Annotated in this window: 18 protein-coding genes; 5 read left to right on the forward strand and 13 right to left on the reverse strand. The window is 63.3% G+C overall.

Going from position 1 to position 15,789, the window contains the following annotated elements:
- Positions 1-68 precede the first annotated feature (68 nt).
- The 8 genes from mutM to PGC08_RS13230 form a co-directional block, all read right to left on the reverse strand.
- The gene (gene mutM, locus PGC08_RS13195; RefSeq protein ID WP_271708590.1) at positions 69-908 is read right to left on the reverse strand and encodes a bifunctional DNA-formamidopyrimidine glycosylase/DNA-(apurinic or apyrimidinic site) lyase; all 840 of its coding nucleotides are present in this window, start codon (positions 906-908) and stop codon (positions 69-71) included.
- Complete coding sequence (locus PGC08_RS13200) at positions 901-1,896, reverse strand: DNA-formamidopyrimidine glycosylase family protein (protein WP_271708591.1); 996 nt, start codon at positions 1,894-1,896, stop codon at positions 901-903. The genes mutM and PGC08_RS13200 overlap by 8 nt, the downstream gene beginning before the upstream one ends.
- Before the next feature lie 10 nt (positions 1,897-1,906).
- Positions 1,907-2,611, reverse strand: a complete 705-nt coding sequence (gene rnc, locus PGC08_RS13205) for a ribonuclease III (RefSeq protein ID WP_009885114.1) — start codon at positions 2,609-2,611, stop codon at positions 1,907-1,909.
- Positions 2,612-2,614: 3 nt separating this feature from the next.
- A complete protein-coding gene (gene rpmF, locus PGC08_RS13210) occupies positions 2,615-2,818 on the reverse strand; it encodes a 50S ribosomal protein L32 (RefSeq protein ID WP_271708592.1) in 204 nt (67 codons plus the stop codon).
- A gap of 2 nt (positions 2,819-2,820) precedes the next feature.
- Positions 2,821-3,339: a YceD family protein gene (locus tag PGC08_RS13215; RefSeq protein ID WP_271708593.1), complete on the reverse strand. Its 519-nt coding sequence runs from the start codon at positions 3,337-3,339 to the stop codon at positions 2,821-2,823.
- Between the two features lie 121 nt (positions 3,340-3,460).
- Positions 3,461-4,648 (reverse strand): MFS transporter, encoded by a 1,188-nt coding sequence (locus tag PGC08_RS13220; protein WP_009885117.1) that lies wholly within the window; start codon positions 4,646-4,648, stop codon positions 3,461-3,463.
- Between the two features lie 3 nt (positions 4,649-4,651).
- Positions 4,652-5,140, reverse strand: coding sequence for a pantetheine-phosphate adenylyltransferase (coaD, locus tag PGC08_RS13225; RefSeq protein ID WP_096177867.1), 489 nt, complete (start codon positions 5,138-5,140; stop codon positions 4,652-4,654).
- Positions 5,137-5,898 carry a GntR family transcriptional regulator gene (locus PGC08_RS13230; protein ID WP_009885119.1) on the reverse strand — a complete coding sequence of 254 codons (762 nt, stop codon included), beginning with the start codon at positions 5,896-5,898 and terminating at the stop codon, positions 5,137-5,139. The genes coaD and PGC08_RS13230 overlap by 4 nt, the downstream gene beginning before the upstream one ends.
- Before the next feature lie 115 nt (positions 5,899-6,013).
- Between PGC08_RS13230 and ehuB the strand changes: the two genes are divergently transcribed.
- From ehuB to ehuA, 4 genes are read left to right on the forward strand one after another with little or no spacing between them, the layout of a single operon-like run.
- A complete protein-coding gene (ehuB, locus tag PGC08_RS13235; RefSeq protein WP_096177872.1) occupies positions 6,014-6,895 on the forward strand; it encodes an ectoine/hydroxyectoine ABC transporter substrate-binding protein EhuB in 882 nt (293 codons plus the stop codon).
- A gap of 24 nt (positions 6,896-6,919) precedes the next feature.
- Positions 6,920-7,711 (forward strand): ectoine/hydroxyectoine ABC transporter permease subunit EhuC, encoded by a 792-nt coding sequence (ehuC, locus tag PGC08_RS13240; protein WP_009882489.1) that lies wholly within the window; start codon positions 6,920-6,922, stop codon positions 7,709-7,711.
- Positions 7,708-8,367 carry an ectoine/hydroxyectoine ABC transporter permease subunit EhuD gene (gene ehuD / locus PGC08_RS13245; protein ID WP_009882488.1) on the forward strand — a complete coding sequence of 220 codons (660 nt, stop codon included), beginning with the start codon at positions 7,708-7,710 and terminating at the stop codon, positions 8,365-8,367. Before ehuC ends, ehuD begins: the two co-directional genes overlap by 4 nt.
- Positions 8,354-9,169 carry an ectoine/hydroxyectoine ABC transporter ATP-binding protein EhuA gene (gene ehuA, locus PGC08_RS13250; RefSeq protein ID WP_096145860.1) on the forward strand — a complete coding sequence of 272 codons (816 nt, stop codon included), beginning with the start codon at positions 8,354-8,356 and terminating at the stop codon, positions 9,167-9,169. The genes ehuD and ehuA overlap by 14 nt, the downstream gene beginning before the upstream one ends.
- 68 nt (positions 9,170-9,237) lie before the next feature.
- Here ehuA and PGC08_RS13255 read toward each other — a convergent pair whose 3' ends face one another.
- The 5 genes from PGC08_RS13255 to PGC08_RS13275 all read right to left on the reverse strand — a co-directional run bounded on the left by PGC08_RS13255 (position 9,238) and on the right by PGC08_RS13275 (position 15,234).
- Complete coding sequence (locus tag PGC08_RS13255) at positions 9,238-9,486, reverse strand: hypothetical protein (RefSeq protein ID WP_271708594.1); 249 nt, start codon at positions 9,484-9,486, stop codon at positions 9,238-9,240.
- On the reverse strand, positions 9,483-10,229 hold the full coding sequence (locus tag PGC08_RS13260; protein ID WP_096160628.1) for an RsmD family RNA methyltransferase: 747 nt from the start codon (positions 10,227-10,229) through the stop codon (positions 9,483-9,485). The genes PGC08_RS13255 and PGC08_RS13260 overlap by 4 nt, the downstream gene beginning before the upstream one ends.
- Positions 10,230-10,317: 88 nt before the next feature.
- Positions 10,318-12,465 carry an ATP-dependent DNA helicase RecG gene (locus PGC08_RS13265; RefSeq protein WP_069600468.1) on the reverse strand — a complete coding sequence of 716 codons (2,148 nt, stop codon included), beginning with the start codon at positions 12,463-12,465 and terminating at the stop codon, positions 10,318-10,320.
- A complete protein-coding gene (locus PGC08_RS13270; RefSeq protein WP_096177877.1) occupies positions 12,462-14,144 on the reverse strand; it encodes a DAK2 domain-containing protein in 1,683 nt (560 codons plus the stop codon). Before PGC08_RS13270 ends, PGC08_RS13265 begins: the two co-directional genes overlap by 4 nt.
- Position 14,145: 1 nt before the next feature.
- Entirely contained in the window at positions 14,146-15,234 is a 1,089-nt protein-coding gene (locus tag PGC08_RS13275) for a thiamine-phosphate kinase (protein ID WP_009882482.1), read from the reverse strand.
- Between the two features lie 32 nt (positions 15,235-15,266).
- On the opposite strand from PGC08_RS13275, the gene PGC08_RS13280 reads away from it, so the two are divergent.
- Entirely contained in the window at positions 15,267-15,785 is a 519-nt protein-coding gene (locus PGC08_RS13280) for a DUF3515 domain-containing protein (protein WP_081448534.1), read from the forward strand.
- Positions 15,786-15,789: the final 4 nt, after the last annotated feature.

Genomic DNA, 15,789 nt, shown 5'->3' on the forward strand with positions numbered 1-15,789 from the left:
TATAAGTTGAAGTAGCGCGGACCGAGGCAGCGCCACGAGCGAAGTCAGTCCTCACGCGACGTTTCAGACTAGCGTTTCCTCTGGCAGACCGGGCAAGAGAAGCTCGACCTGTTCATGAATTTCTCGCGCACGATCGGCGTCCCGCAACGCGCGCAGGGCTGGCCGGCAAGACCGTAGGCGTTCAGGCTGCGGGCAAAATAACCGCTGCTGCCTGCCACGTCGACATAGAGGGAATCGAACGACGTCCCGCCCTGGGCGAGTGCCGCAGCCATGACCTCCTGCGCAGCATCGATCAGCGCTGAGATCCTCGGCTTGCTCAACGACGAGGCAGGTGTCTCCCCGTGCACTTTGGCAACCCACAGAGCCTCGTCGGCGTAGATGTTCCCGATACCGGACACCACCGTCTGATCCAGCAGCACGCGCTTGATCCCGGTTTTCTTGGCCTTGATCCGCGCAACTGCTGCCGGCTGGTCGAACAGCGGATCGAACGGGTCCCGTGCGATGTGGGCGATCGGCGAGGGCAGCACCGCTCCGCCCTCGTCGTACAGCAGATGGCCGAACGTGCGCTGGTCGTCGAACCGCAGATCGTGGCCGCCGTCGGTGAAGGTGAACCGCGCCCGCTCGTGCGCAGCAACTGGTAAATCGGGAGAAGTGATGAGCATCTGCCCGCTCATCCCCAGGTGCGCCAGCAGCGCGTCCTCGCCGTCCAGGATCAGCCACAGGTACTTGCCGCGGCGCGCAGTCTCTGTGACCGTCGCACCGACCATCCGCGCTGCCAGATCCTCCGGACCACCCACATGACGACGAGCGGCACGTGGATGCCGGACAACAGCCGAGGAGATCGTCCGGCCACGGACATGATCGTCGAGCCCCCGGCGCACGACCTCGACCTCAGGCAGTTCAGGCACAGGCGACACCTCGCAGTGTCCGGGGCCCGGAGCTACGGCGGTGCGCTGCTGAACGGGTCGGGCCGTCGAGCTGCTTGGCCAGAGCCCTTCGTGCCTGGTCAGACTGGGATACGACTCGTTGACGCCGGGCCGCTGTCCAGCACTGCCAATCGCGACGTTCGAGTGCACGGCTTCCTTCGACCCGCTCTACGTCAATGTAGAAGTAGCCGGATTCGCCGTTGACATTGACGTAGAGCGCGTCGAAGCTCGTCCCACCCACAGCCAGGGCATCGCTCATGACTCGTGTCGCGGAGTCGAGAACGGCGGCCAGACGGGACTTGCGCGTGCGAGCGGGAATCGCCAGGGGGTGGATTCCGGCGCGGAACAGTGCTTCGTCGGCATAGATGTTGCCGATGCCGCTGACCAGGGACTGGTCGAGCAGCGCTGATTTGACCACCGTCCGCTTACGAGCAAGCTGCTCGAGAGCGAGTCCGGGTTCGAAGGCCGGTTCCAGAGGATCGGCTGCAATGTGATTCGCCGAGGCGGGCACGAGCCGACCATAGGCATGCACCAGTGGCTGTACGCCGAGATGGCCGAAGATCCGCTGATCGATGAAGCGCAGCTGAAGGCTCTCACTCCCCCGCTCAAGGCGAAGGATTGCCCGGGTATGTCGGTGGATCTCGTCAGCGGCATCGTGGACGCGCAGCTGTCCGCTCATGCCGAGGTGGACGAGCAGGCTGAGTTCGGGGGCAGCCGGCTCGGCGGCCGGGCCGGCCCCGAGGTCCTCCCCCAATGTCAGCCACATGAACTTGCCGCGACGTTCGGCAGCGATGATCCGGCGACCGGTGACAGCGGCGATGAACCCGTCGACGGCGGAAGCATCGATGCGACGCTGGGATGTCGTTCCCAGGATTCGGGGGTCGATCACCTCGGCGCCGGTGATGGTGGTGCCGGCAGTCCATTCATGGACGCCCACACGGACGCTCTCGACCTCGGGAAGCTCAGGCATCAGGAATGCCTCAGCGCGTGTAGTCCGGGTAGATGGTGCGGATGGCCTTGACGGCGACTTCCGCTGCTGCCGCTTCGGCGTTCTTCTTCGAGGATCCGTCGCCGGTGCCCCAGCCGTTGGCACCCAGAAGGGCGGTGGCGGTGAAGACCATGGCGTGGTCGGGTCCCGAGGACACGATCTCGTAGCTCACGGCACCCAGGTCAAGGTCGGCCGCTGCTTCCTGCAGGGTCGTCTTGTAGTCCATTCCGGCACCAAGATTCACAGCGTCGGAGAGCATCGAATCGATGAGTCGGTGGACGAATGCGAAGGCCTCTTCACGTCCCCGGGCGACAAAGGTCGCGCCGATGAGGGCTTCGACGGTGTCGGCGAGGATCGAGTCCTTGTCGCGTCCGCCGGTGAGCTCTTCGCCCTTGCCCAGAAGTATGTGGGGGCCGATGCCGTGCCTGCGCGCGATCGACGCCAAGGCTCGGGTATTGACCACGGCGGAGCGCATCTTGGCCAGTGAGCCTTCGGCCAGATCCGGGTTGTCGTAGTACAGCGACTCGGTGGCCACGAGGCCCAGGACGGAGTCGCCGAGGAATTCGAGGCGCTCGTTCGTGGGAATGCCGCCGGCTTCGAAAGCGAAGGAGCGGTGAGTTAAAGCGAGACGAAAAGTCTCGGGATCAATATCGATCCCGAGACTCTTCTGCAGTTCTGCTGTGGTGTCAGTGTCCACAGGTCAGACGTCAGCGACCTTGCGTCCCTTGTATTCAAGGAACAGCGGGGTGCCGGCTGCGTCTTCGACAACTTTGGCCTGGTGAGGGCGCGAGTACACAACGCGACCGTTCTCCGCAGTCTTGACCAGGCTAGGAGCCTGTGCCTTCCACTGCGAACGACGGTGGCGGGTGTTGCTGCGCGACAATTTACGCTTTGGAACAGCCACGTCTAGCTCTCTTTCTTCTCATCCAACAAACTCTTCAATGATGCGAACGGCGAATCCGCTTCGCTCTCGTCCACCTCGAGGTCTTCCCCCACGGTGAAGCTGAACTCTTCGCTTTCGTCCTTTGACGGACTGAACGGAAGAGCCATTACGACAGCGTCTCGAATCGCGGGCTCGAGGTCGAGCTGATCGCGGTCGATGACATAGGAATTCTCGTCGCCCTCGGCCTGCTCATAGACGTACATCTCTTGGATGTCGACATCTATAGGCAACTCGATTTCGTCGAGAGTCCTTACATCTTCGCCGCGGGCCGTGGCCGAGACTGTGCCCGACACGTAGATTCCCTCTGACACGCTTTCGAACATCAGCTCGAGTGCCAGTGGTGAACCTTCTGCGACCCCGATCACTTCGATCTTGAGATCCGCCGGAGCAGACAGGGTGGTGTTCACCCGTTCCCATTCACCAGGATGACCGAGCAATCCCATCGACCTGAGATCGTAGACGAACTCAGACTGCTTCTTCATGCTCACTCCTCCTTTACGTGATTGAGGATGCTTACTCCTGCGTTCACACGCGACTCACCATTCTAGTCATCATCGCCGGTCATTACCAATCGAGCCTGCGAAGTTGCACAGGTGTTCCTGGTCACCATTTCTCGCGGTGATTGCGCAGCGTCACCCCACCGGCGGCCAAGAGCAGCGCACCGGAGATCGTAAAGACGATGCCCGAGCCCGCGATGAGGGTGAGCAGGGACGCCGCCGAGGGGATTGCGACTTGGCTGAGTCGGTTGCCGGCGAGCCGGATAGAGAGGACCGCGGCACGGTTGGCCGGGTCCGACAGGGTCGAGACCCAGGTCATCGTCAGCGGCTGCGTGAGCCCGAAGCAGAACCCGGAGATGAGCAGCAGGATCGCCAGCGCCCAAGGCTGAGTGAAGACGGGGATGAGGATGATGCAGACCCCTGCCAGCGCCGAGGCGGTCCACAGGAGCGAGAGATTGTGCCATCTGCGGGTCAGCACCCCGATGATGAGCCGCGAGATGACCGAGGCGAGCGTGCGCAGGGTCAGCAGCCAGGTCACCGTCGTCACCGACAATCCGTTCTGCTGACCGATGAGCGGCAGATAGGCCGTCATCAGGTCCACGGCCGCCAGCGTGGTCATCGAGGCGAGGATCGCGGGCTTCATTCCCCGGATCGAGAGCAGAGACCAGGGCGTGCGGGCGTCCTTGGCCGCATCGGCGCGGGAGACGTGCGGTGTGCGCCCGCGGAGCATGACGATGACCGCTGCGACCAGTGTCAGCGCGGAGACCCCGGTCATGAACCACAGGGCACCGACGATGTGCGGTGACCCGTCGGTCGAATCCGCGATCATGCCGGCCACAGGCAGACCGATCGTCTGACCGATCGAGACGCCGAGCGTGAGAAAGCCGAACTTCGACGTCAGGGCCGAGGCCGGGAAGCTCTGCGGGATCAGCGCTTGGGAGGCCACGGTCGTCAGCAGCTGACCCAGGCCCAGGCTCATCGTGGCGATGAGCAGAACGCCGAGGTTGGGCGCCAGCGCGGCGAGACCGACGGGCACGATCGAGAGGATCGTCCCCGTCCACAGCACAGCTGTGGCATAGCCGCGATCGACGAGTCTGCCGACGAAGAGCGCAGTGAGCAGCGGGACAAGTGAGTAGCAGGCGGTCATGAGACCGAGAACGACACCGCTGCCGCCCAGCTCCAGAGTTCGATAGGAGATGAGGACGCGCACACCGTTGTAGGTCGCGTGCGCGATCACGGTGTGGAAGATGAGGCCGAGGAACCATGCCCTGGAGGAGGAAGAGGGAATCGGCATGCCTCAGCGGCTGGCGTTCAGCGCCGACAGCACCGCATCCGGCACCAGACCCGTGATGTCTCCCCCGCCGGAGTGGACTTCCTTGATGAGTGAGGACGAGACGTGTTCGTACTCGGGATTCCCCGGAACGAAGATCGTCTCGAGCTCGCTCAGATGCTTGTTCATCAGCGCCATCGGCAGCTCGTAGGCGAAGTCCGTGCCCGAGCGCAGCCCTTTGACCACGGCAGGTGCGCCGATGGAGGTGCAGTAGTCGACGAGGAGGCCCCCGGCGACGGTGTCGATGGTGACGTTCTTCGCGCCTCGGGTCCGCTCGTCCTCGTCGAGTGAGCGGCGGATGAGATCGGCGCGAACCTTCGGGTCGAAGCGTCCGGACTTCTTCGGATTGTGCACGACGGCCACGACCACCTCGTCGAAGAGTCGGGCACTGCGGGCGATGACATCGAGATGACCCATGGTGATCGGGTCATAGGAACCGGGGCAGACAACCTTCATGGCTTCATCGTATCTCTCAGCTGCGACCACTGGTCGTCGACAGGCTCGTCGAGGTCCTCGGCCCTGACGATGACAGCCTCGGGTTCCGTCAGCGGATTGTGCAGACGGGATGCGGCGCAGCTCATGACTCTGCCCACGATCGCCAGCGACAGCTGCTCGTCACCGGCTGCGATCGCCTCGGCGAGCTCCCGGTGCGTCTCGATGAGGTCACACCTGACCTCGTAACCGCGCGGATCGGAGAGCGAGAGCAGACGAGTGTGGACCATGGAGACCTTCATCAGGTCACTGAGTCTGACGGACCCGGAGCAAGCGATGATCGAGTGGTGGAAGTCGAGGTCGGCATCGCCGATGGTGCGCGCCGTGTTCTCTGTGATCGCCTCCTCCAGCCTGGCCAGCGCCTGGTGGATGCGGGCGATCGGCTTGCCCGATCGAATCACGATCTTCACAGCCTGGGCTTCGATGGCCTCGCGGACCGCATAGACGTCGTCGATGTCATCGGTGCTCATCCGCTTGACCCAGACTCCGCGGCCGGGCGCATGCGTCATCACTCCTTCGCTGACGAGGCGCTGCAGAGCCTCCCGCAGTGATGGTCGGGAGACGACGAGGAGCTCGGCCGTGCGGACTTCGTTGATGGACTGCCCCGGCGCCAACGAGCCGCTGTAGATGGCGTTTCTGATCTGGTCGGCGATGAGGTCGATCGTCGAGGAGCGGATGACCTTGCGCAGGACAGGGAGCTCCGAGGTCGGGGGTGAAGGCATATCACGATCATATAACGTTGTCTGACAGTGTGACATCCGGACAACAAAAGTATTGAATAGTGTTCTTGAGACGCATGTCACGAAGATGTGTCAACGCACTAAGAAAGGGACAGCTATGAAAGCCATCAAGGGGCTAGCCGCCGCGACCTCGATTCTCGCCCTGACACTCACCCTGGGGGCTTGCGGCGGAAGCGATTCCGACAAGAGCACTCTGCAGAAGGCCATCGACGACGGAAAGATCTCAGTCGGCTTCGCCGGTGAGGCACCGTACAGCTTCGAAAAGGACGGCGAGCTCCAAGGCGCCTCGGTTGAAATGGCCAAGACAATCTTCAAGGAGCTCGGCGTCGACGACGTCGAAGGTGTCAACACCGAATTCGGCTCACTGATCCCCGGCCTCAATGCCGACCGCTTCGGGGCCATCTCTGCCGGAATGTCGATTCTTCCTGATCGCTGCGAACAGGCCGCCTTCGGCAATCCTGAGTTCATGTACACCACTGCCCTGATGACCAAGAAGGGCAAACAGGACGGCATGAAGACCATCGACGACGTCAAGGAGAAGGGCCTCAAGCTGGCCACCATGACCGGTGCGATCGAATCCGACTACGCCAAGGACCTCGGCATCAAGTCGCAGGAAGTCGGCACTCCCCAGGACGGCATGGACGCCGTGACCACAGGCCGTGCCGATGTCTTCGCTCTGACCGGCATCTCGCTCAACTGGATGGCACAGAACAACAAGGATGCCGACGTCGAGGTCAGCGAATCCTTCGTCCAGGAGATCGACGGCGTCCCGCAGATCGGTGCCGGCGCCACGGTCTTCCGCACGGATGACACAGAACTCAAGGATGCTTGGAACAAGGAACTCGACAAGATCGTCAGCGACGAGAAGAAGTACCTTGACGTTGTCGGCGACTACGGCTTCACGAAGGAAGAACGCCCCGACGGTGAGATCACAACGGATCAGCTGTGCAAGGGCGAACTTCCCACAGCCAAGTCCTGATCTGTCTACTGATCACCTCAGATCATGACTGACAATTTCACAACGTTGCTGAATTTCCTCCCACAGCTGTGGGAGGGAATTCAGACAACGCTCATCCTCACCGTCGCGGGCGCGATCGGCACCATCATCATTGCGATCGTCCTCGGGCTCGCGATGACGTCGCTCCACGCCTGGATGCGTATCCCGGCACGCATCATCGTCGAGTTCTTCCGCGGCACATCGCTGCTCGTGCAGCTGTTCTGGCTCTTCTACGTCTTTCCGCTCCTCGGCGTCGACCTCGACCCCATTCTCTGCGGCATCGGAGCTCTGGCTCTCAACTACGGTGCCTATTCCGCCGAGGTGGTTCGGTCGTCGATCAAGACCGTCGACAAGGGCCAGTGGGAGGGTGCCATCGCACTCAGCCTCTCCCCCACCAGACGAATGGTCCGCGTCATCTTCCCCCAGGCCTGGGCACTGATGATCCCGTCCCTGGCGACCTTGCTCATCCAGCTCCTCAAAGGCACAGCGGTGGTCTCCTTCATCACTTTGCAGGACCTGACCGAAAAGATCGATCAGCTGCGCCAGTCGACGAACGACACCTACTTCGCCTTCACCATCGGGCTCATCATCTACTTCGTCATCGCCTGGCTGATCCAGGAGGGTATGAACTTCCTCGAACGCAGGGCCACAGCAAAGCTGGGCCGCAGACGACCCAACTCACGTGCCGACAGACGGGTAGCGCGCCGCGACGCCCGCGCAGATAAGAACAGTGACCCCGGTTCCACTTCAGTGGCTGGGCCGAACGCAGGCAACGTCGGATACGGAGGCCCACTGTGATCTGGAACTGGGAATTCGCCGCCGAAGCGCTGCCGATCCTCCTGCGAGGATTCGTCAACACGCTCATCGCCACCGTCATCGGCACGCTCATCGCCGTGGTCCTCGGCCTCATCATCGCCGTCGCGATTCGGTCGCTGCCACGCTGGATCAATTGGCTGATCCGACTGCTCGTCGCTTTCGTCCGCAACACACCGCTGGTCATGCAGCTGATGTTCGTCTACTTCATCTTCGCCGGGATCCCGGGCCTCGTCGATGTTCCGGCGCTCGTCATCGGCTTCATCGTCATCGGCATCCACTATTCGACCTACATGTCGGAAAGCTACCGTGCGGGCATTGATTCGGTGCCTCCGGGCCAGCATGAGGCAGCGACCGCGCTGTCGCTGCCGCCGGTCCGGAAGTTCACCGCGATCGTCCTCCCGCAGGCTCTGCGCGCCACGGTCCCGTCGTTGGGAAACTACGCCGTCGCGATGTTCAAGGACACCCCGTTCCTGTTCGCGATCTCTGTGGTCGAGCTCGTCACCTCAGCACAGCAGTTCGGAGCGGCGAAATTCGCCTACACGGAAGCCTTTACTCTGGCCGGTCTCATCTTCCTCGCCGCCAGCTACCCGACATCCCTGCTCATCCAACGAATGGAGAAGCGCCTTGCCACCTACTGAGAACACCTCATCAGCACCGGGCACCACCTCGACCTCCGGCACTCCGGCGATCGAATTCAAGGACGTGGAGAAGCGGTTCGGGAAGACAACGGTCCTCAAGGACCTCAACTTCACCGTCGCCCCCGGAGAGCGTGTGACGCTCATCGGCCCCAGCGGCTCCGGCAAGACGACGATTCTCCGTCTTGTCATGACCTTGGAGGAGCTGACCGGCGGCTTTATCTTCGTCGACGGCAAACCCCTGACGCACACCGAGAAGAACGGCAAGCGCGTCGAGTTGCCGTCGAAGACGACGCGCGCCATGACGACGCGGATCGGGATGGTCTTCCAGCAGTTCAACCTGTTCCCCAACATGACGGTGCTCGAGAACATCATCGAGGCTCCCGTCCATGTGCTGGGCAAGCCGAAGGCAGAGGCCGTCAAAGAGGCGAAGTCTCTGTTGGAGAAGGTCGGACTCGGCGAGAAGGCCGATGAGCATCCCACCAGGCTCTCGGGCGGTCAGCAGCAGCGTGTGGCCATCGCCAGAGCATTGGCGATGAGCCCGGAGATCCTCCTCCTCGACGAGGTGACCTCCGCGCTCGACCCCGAGCTCGTCGGCGACGTCCTCGGCGTCCTCCGCGACATCGCAGAGACCACCGACATCACCATGCTGCTCGTGACTCACGAGATGCAGTTCGCCCGCGAGGTCTCACACCGGGTGATGATGTTCGACGGCGGTCAGGTGCTTGAGGAAGGTCCGCCGGACCAGATCTTCAACAACCCGCAGCACGAGCGGACGCGGACGTTCCTCTCCAGCGTGCAGTAGCCACACGTTCAGCAAGGCCCACCGGAGTACGACTCCGGTGGGCCTTGCTGCATCTCATCCCGCGTGCTTCAGCTGCGGATGCGGCGCACGAGCCGCCAGATTCTCACGATCAACGCAATGCCGATGAGCACCATGGCCACCCAGAACAGGATGTCCGTAGGTCCTGGCCAGAAGATGTCAGATCGACTCACCGGATCGGCAGCTTTCGCATCCGACAGGCTCCTCAGCCACTTGAGTGCCAACCAGAAGAGCAGCAGACCCACTCCGCACGCTGCGAACACCCAGGGTGTGCGGTACCAGGGGCGGCGGGAGCTCACGCCGACTCGTTCGCTGCTGCTGAGTCCGACACCTCTTCAGGCTTGCCTTTGAGCTGGACGAAGTACAGAGCGGTCTCACCGAAGGTCTTCGAACGGAAGACCTCGAGGGCCGCCGGCATCGTCGGTTCCGGGGCCCGAGATGCCCGTTCGACCACGACGATGGATTCCATGTCGAGGAGTCCGGAGAGTCTGCCCAGAATCTGAGTCACAGCGTCCTCACCCAATGGGTAGGGCGGGTCCATGAAAACCAGGTCGAAGATGCGCCCATCGCCGTCGTCCAGGTCGCTTCGTGTCTCGAGCACCTCGCCGTCCAGAACCGCATCGAGTCCTTCTCCGTGCTCGCCTTCCCCGCTGTGGGTTCCCCCGCTGTGCCCCTCGGATTGCAGCTGCGCCGAAGCGTGCTGCTTCGGGACACGCTGGGAGCTGAGGAAAGACACGACATCCGAGGAATGGATCCGAGTCGAGTGATCGATTCCGAGCTTCGCGGCATTCGCCTCGACCGCACGGGCAGAGGCACCGGCCGAATCGACGAAATCGACTTCGGCAGCACCCCGCGACATGGCTTCGAAGCCCAGTCCACCGGACCCGGCGAAGAGATCGAGAACGTTCGCGGCCTGCAGCACCCCGTAGCCGTCGAGCATGGAGAAGAGGGATTCCTTGACTCGATCCGAGGTCGGGCGGGTGTTGGACCCGCCCGGTGCGACGAGCTTGGAACCTTTGTACGCACCAGCGATGATTCTCATTGCGGCTCCTCCTCATGAGGGTGGTTCGACAGCACACGAAGGCTTGTCTTCTCACAGTAGCGCGACATCAGCTCACAGCAACGCGACATCAGCTCGCCTCGATGAAGTGAGCCGACTCTGCGGGCAGAACCCTGTTGATGAAGGCCCGCAGAGCAGGCAGTGCACTCAGGTCGGGGTCGACGGAGATGATCTTCTCCGCGATGGTTCTCGCCTCTTCGACGATCGGTGCATCCCGGAGAATGGACAGGTGCTTCAATGACGACCCTCCCCACTGTGAGGACCCGAGCACATCGCCTTCTCCCCTGGTGCCGAGGTCGTATTCGGCAAGAGCAAAGCCGTCGAGGGTGCCCGCAACCTCGCTGAGTCGCTCGAAGCTCTCATCGACTTCAGGCACGTCGGTGAGCAGGAAGCACATGGCCGCACTGCCATCGCGTCCGACGCGTCCGCGCAGCTGATGGAGCTGAGCGACGCCGAAGCGCTCCGCCTCGAAGATGACCATCATGGTGGCCCGAGGGACGTCGACGCCCACCTCGACGACGGTGGTGGAGACCAGGATGTCGGTCTCGCCGGAGACGAATGCCGCCATCGTCCGGTCCTTCTCCGCCGGAGACATCCGACCGTGAAGAAGCGCAGTCGAACGTGAGCGGAGCTCATCGGAGTTCTGCAGAAAGTCCTTCAGGTCCTCAATTCCCTTTCGGGCGCCGATCACATCACCCGTCTCAGGGTCTTCGATGTCGGAGGGCTCGATGCGCGGGAAGACCACGAAGGTACCTCGCCCGTTCTCGGCCGCCTCGTCGATGAGCTGAAGGACTCGGCCCAACCAGTTGGGATGGTCGCCCAGGGAGACAGCGTGAGTGGTGATGTCCTTGGTACCGGCAGGCATCTCATCGAGGGTGGAGACATCGAGGTCGGCGAAGACCGTCATCGCCACGGTGCGTGGAATCGGAGTCGCGGACATCACGAGGGTGTGCGGAACCTTGAGCCCTGCCTTCGCCCGCAGCGCCTCCCGCTGCTCGACACCGAACCGATGCTGCTCATCGACGACGATGAGGCCCAAGGTGTCGAACATCGTCGTATCCGACATCAGGGCATGCGTGCCCACGACGATGTCGATCTGGCCGGTGGCGAGGTCGAGTGCCAGCTGTTTGCGTTCCCGGGCCGGCATCGACCCCGTCAGCAGCGCCACCCGCACCTGATCATCACTCGAAAGCAGAGGACTCAAAGCCATCTGATCGCCGAGGAGGGTCTCAATGGAGCGGAAATGCTGAGTGGCGAGAACCTCGGTGGGGGCGAGCATCGCGGCTTGGGCTCCGGAATCGACGGCCGTGAGCATCGCCCGCAGCGCCACGACGGTCTTGCCGGAGCCGACGTCGCCGTGGAGCAGGCGATGCATCGCCGTCTTCCGGCCCATGTCTGCCTCGATCTCCTCACCGACCCGCAGCTGGGAGGCGGTGAGGTAGAAGGGCAGACTGTTGTCGAACCGCTCACTTCTGGCTCCGACGTTGAGCAGCGGGGTGGCCTCGAGCTTTTCGTAGTCGGCCTTGCGGGAGACGAACTCCGCCTGCAGGGCGAGCGCCTCTTCCCATTTCCATCGCTGCTTGGCTTTCTCCGTCGCTGCGGCTGACCTTGGTCGATGCATGTCGTTGAGAGCGGTGCGCAGGTCTGGCAGGTCGAGGTTCTCTCGCATGGCGGTCGGCAGCGGGTCCTCGAATTCGTCCGGGCCGGCGACATCGAGGAGGACCTTGATGGCCTTCCACAGTCGCGTCTGTGCGATGCCCTTGACTCGTGAGTAGACGGGGAATGGGGAGTTAAGGTCCTCCGGCGTCCACTTCTCATCGTGTTCGTCCCGGTTGAGCCAGGTCGGTGAGTTCAGGGTCAGCTGCCCGCGGTACTCCTCGACCTTCCCGGCGAAGACGACGGTGAGTCCGGGCACCAGCTGGCTGTCCAGCCAGCGCTGGTTGAAGAAGGCGATCTTCATCGACTGCTGCCCATCGTGGACGATCACATCGGTGATGGTGCCTCGACGCTTCTGCATGCGCCTGGTGTCCACGGAGATGACTTCAGCCTGCAGGATCGCGGTTTCGCCCAGCGGGAGCCCGCCCAGGGGCGTCTTCTCACCGGGTACAAGGAATCTGCGTGGGAAGAAGCGGAAGAGATCCGCCACCGAGGTGATCCCTCGTTTCTTCAGAGCACCGCGGTCTCGTGCGGTGAAGTAGTCCTCAAGGCGGGCGCTCATTCGACTCCCATGATGAGCAGCGTGGCCCGGTCCCTCGAATCGATGTCCTGGAACCGCACCTGGGCATGCGACTTCCGGATCCAGTCCCGCAGGTGCGAGAGGACATCGGGGGCGCAGCCGGGACCGTGGACGACGGTGAGGAGCTCTCCCCCGGCGCCCAGGAGGCGATCGGCGAGCTTCTCGACCAGGGTTGTGAGTTCCGTGCTCTGAGTCTTCACCTTCCCGTCGATGAACACCCGATAGAACTGGGAGGGATGGGAGAGCGGGATCCTGCGCATCCCCACCGTTGCGGAGTCAGACGCAGTGCCAGAGTCAGGCGTAGAGTCTGGGCTCGAACTCGTTCCTGGGGCATCATCGATGACCGGCAGGGCACCTGTGGGCGGGTTGAGGGCAAGCTGTTCGGCGGAGACGATGGTGCCCACGCGGGTGCCGGCAGCAGCCTCGGTCATATCCGCAAAGATCTCACCGGACGGGGCGAAGGGATCATAGACCGCGAGTGCTGAGAGCAGAGTGGCGACATTGCGGGAGCGGACCACCTGCACACCGGAGACCTGTCCCAGTGCCTTCAGGACGGTCGTCGAACTGGGGACGACGATGACATCACGTTCCTCCTCGGCGATGATGTCCCTGGTCATGGCCCGCACATCACCGGAATCGGGTGACAGGGCACTTGCCCCGTTGAGCGCGCAGTGCATGAGGAGTCCGGTGCCGGAGACAATGGCCACCAGATGGGTTTCGCCCTCTTCCTCGTGCAGACGCAGGTCTTCCATGTCCAGACGGACGATGCCAAAGCCGGCGAGGTGATCAAGAACGGTCACAGCGGTCGCCTCGTCGGCGACGTGGACGTGAACCTTGGGTCCGTTGATGACGATCGAGGTTCCACCCAACTCATCGAGCGCCTCGGCGAGGGTGGATGTCGTCTCTTCGGAATCGGTCGATGCCGGGGAAGAAGCCAAGATGGCAACGATCTCGAGTTCATCGGCACTGGCCTGATGGACGATCCGTGGAGACCTGGTGACTTCGCCGAGCATCGAATCCTGCGGCGTCCTGCCGGTGACAGTGGCGTAGAGGAGGTCGAAGAGTTCCACGATCCCCGTCGATCCGGCGTCGACGACCTCGGCTTCGCGGAGCACGGGCAGCTGCCCGGTGGTCTCGCGCAGTGCCGATCGGGAGCGCAGCCGCACAGCGGAGATGAGTTCGATGAGGTTCGCCCCGTCTTCGGCCTTCTCAGCTGCCTCAGTGGCCATGGCATCAAGCACGGTGAGCATGGTCCCGTCGACGGGCCGGGCCACGGACTGCCGGGCCCTGGCGGAGGCGAGTTCGAGGGCTTGAGCCATGGCCTCGGGCGTCGCCACTGTCACCCCGTCCAGGGCATCGGCGACGCCTTGGAGTGCGACAGCGAGGATGAGTCCGGAGTTTCCGCGGGCGCCGCGTCCTGCGCCCTCGGCTAGTGCAGCGACGACCTGGGGCAGCGTGACGGGCCCGGTCAGCTCTTCGACGGCCAGATACGCGGCGCGCAGCGTGTGGTACATATTCGTGCCGGTGTCACCGTCGGGGACGGGGAAGACGTTGAGTTCGTCGATTTCGACGCGTTCCTTGCGCAGTCGATCAACGGCTCGCCGAGCCCACCTGGCGGCCAGACGCCCATTGAGGCCGATGGCTTGATTGGGTCCGCTCATGTCACTTCCCGAAATGGCTGAAGCCGCTCGTCGGCACCGGTGCGCCGTCGAGAGTGACCCCGCTGCCGTCTCTCATCTCTCCGATTCTCCGCCAGCCTACCGGAGGCGTGTCGAACTGCGCCGACGACGCGACGAAGCCGTGGTCCTCTCCTCCGTTGAGCACCCAGTGCAGCGCCAATTCCTCGGCCTTGTCGGTACTTCCGGCCGCTTGAGTGCCGGAGCTCCTGGCCACCAGGTGCCGAGCTGCTGGCAGCAGCGGGTCGATGAGCTCCTGGAGTGCAGTTCGGTCGATGCAGGCGTGGACTCCCGAGGCTGCCGCCACCCGTCCCAGGTCCGTGCTCAGACCATCGGAGACATCGATCATCGCCGAGGCTGCCCTCATCTCAAGGACGGCCGCGTAGTCCGGCTGCGGGGCCAGTTGAGTGTTGATGAGTTCGGTGAGGCTCGTCCCCGGCTGAGGATCATCCTGGCCGACGTCTGCGTTTGGGTCGACACCGGCGAAGAGGAGATCCAGTCCGGCGGCCGCGCGACCGATGGTCCCGGCCAGGTAGATCGAGTCCCCAGGCTGCGCCCCAGCACGGGTGATCGCTGCGCCTGATCCGTGGGTTCCTGCAGACGAAGCAGCAGTACCAGTACCAGAACCACCGACGGTGCCCAAGGCAGTGATCGCGACGACGATGAGACCTGAGGAGGAGAGGTCTCCGCCGATGATCGGGATCTCGCAGCCAAGTGCTTCACCGGCACGGGCCGCCTCGGCGACGATGCCGGCGAAGAGAGCCTCGAGGTCCTCGATCTCCGTCGAATTCGGCACGGCCAGCGACACGAGCAGCCCGTGCGGTTTCGCGCCCATGACGCACACGTCGGAGAGGTTCTGTGCGGCGGCCTTGGTGCCCAGTCGAGACCAATCGAGCCAGGTGCGGGTGAAATCCTCGTTCTCCACGAGCATGTCGGCCGTCGACACCAGGTTGCCGTCCACCGCAGTCACGGCGGCATCGTCCCCGGGTCCGATGATCACCTGCGAACCGCTGCGATTGTGAGAGAGGATACGTTCGAGCACGTGTGATTCGCCAAGTTCGGACAGTCGGGTCATGACTCCAGGTTATCGGGAGATACGGTAGTTGTATGAGATCTCGTCGCCTCCGCCCGTCGCCTCGAACGTCGCCTCGGAAGACGCGCACTTTCGCCCTCGCAGCCGTTGCCACAGTGTTGGCCGGTGTGAGCCTGGCCGGATGCGAGCGAACCGTCGTCGTCGAGCCTGCGCAGGACGCACAGAACCCCAAATGCGCCGACATCATGCTGCGCCTGCCCGATGAGATCGCCGGCCAGAAATCACGCACAACCTCTTCCCAGGGCACGAAGGCCTGGGGAGATCCAAACATCGCGGTCATCCGCTGCGGAGTCACCCCACCCGGACCGACCACGGATCAGTGTGTGAGTGTGAGCAGCGTCGACTGGATCTCGAAGGCCTCCGATGAAGACGACACCTGGGTGTTCACCAGCTACGGACGCACCCCGGCCGTCGAAGTCCTCGTCAACCGCAAGGCCGAATCGGGCAACAATGTGCTCGCGGCCATCTCACCGGCCCTGACGGCCGTCAAACCCGAGGCCAAGTGCGTGGGAGCCCAAGACCTCGAAGGCTGAGCAG

The sequence above is a fragment of the Brevibacterium sp. BDJS002 genome (assembly GCF_028201555.1).
Taxonomy (GTDB): Bacteria; Actinomycetota; Actinomycetes; order Actinomycetales; family Brevibacteriaceae; genus Brevibacterium; species Brevibacterium aurantiacum.

What these genes read in the sequence shown, in the direction of transcription:
- PGC08_RS13230 (WP_009885119.1), bottom strand. Translation starts at nt 5,898, where the DNA reads ATGCCTTCACCCCCGACCTCGGAGCTCCCTGTCCTGCGCAAGGTCATC.
- PGC08_RS13215 (WP_271708593.1), bottom strand. Translation starts at nt 3,339, where the DNA reads ATGAAGAAGCAGTCTGAGTTCGTCTACGATCTCAGGTCGATGGGATTG.
- PGC08_RS13220 (WP_009885117.1), bottom strand. Translation starts at nt 4,648, where the DNA reads ATGCCGATTCCCTCTTCCTCCTCCAGGGCATGGTTCCTCGGCCTCATC.
- PGC08_RS13265 (WP_069600468.1), bottom strand. Translation starts at nt 12,465, where the DNA reads ATGAGCGCCCGCCTTGAGGACTACTTCACCGCACGAGACCGCGGTGCT.
- coaD (WP_096177867.1), bottom strand. Translation starts at nt 5,140, where the DNA reads ATGAAGGTTGTCTGCCCCGGTTCCTATGACCCGATCACCATGGGTCAT.
- PGC08_RS13275 (WP_009882482.1), bottom strand. Translation starts at nt 15,234, where the DNA reads ATGACCCGACTGTCCGAACTTGGCGAATCACACGTGCTCGAACGTATC.
- ehuC (WP_009882489.1), top strand. Translation starts at nt 6,920, where the DNA reads ATGACTGACAATTTCACAACGTTGCTGAATTTCCTCCCACAGCTGTGG.
- PGC08_RS13260 (WP_096160628.1), bottom strand. Translation starts at nt 10,229, where the DNA reads ATGAGAATCATCGCTGGTGCGTACAAAGGTTCCAAGCTCGTCGCACCG.
- PGC08_RS13270 (WP_096177877.1), bottom strand. Translation starts at nt 14,144, where the DNA reads ATGAGCGGACCCAATCAAGCCATCGGCCTCAATGGGCGTCTGGCCGCC.
- PGC08_RS13280 (WP_081448534.1), top strand. Translation starts at nt 15,267, where the DNA reads ATGAGATCTCGTCGCCTCCGCCCGTCGCCTCGAACGTCGCCTCGGAAG.
- PGC08_RS13200 (WP_271708591.1), bottom strand. Translation starts at nt 1,896, where the DNA reads ATGCCTGAGCTTCCCGAGGTCGAGAGCGTCCGTGTGGGCGTCCATGAA.
- ehuB (WP_096177872.1), top strand. Translation starts at nt 6,014, where the DNA reads ATGAAAGCCATCAAGGGGCTAGCCGCCGCGACCTCGATTCTCGCCCTG.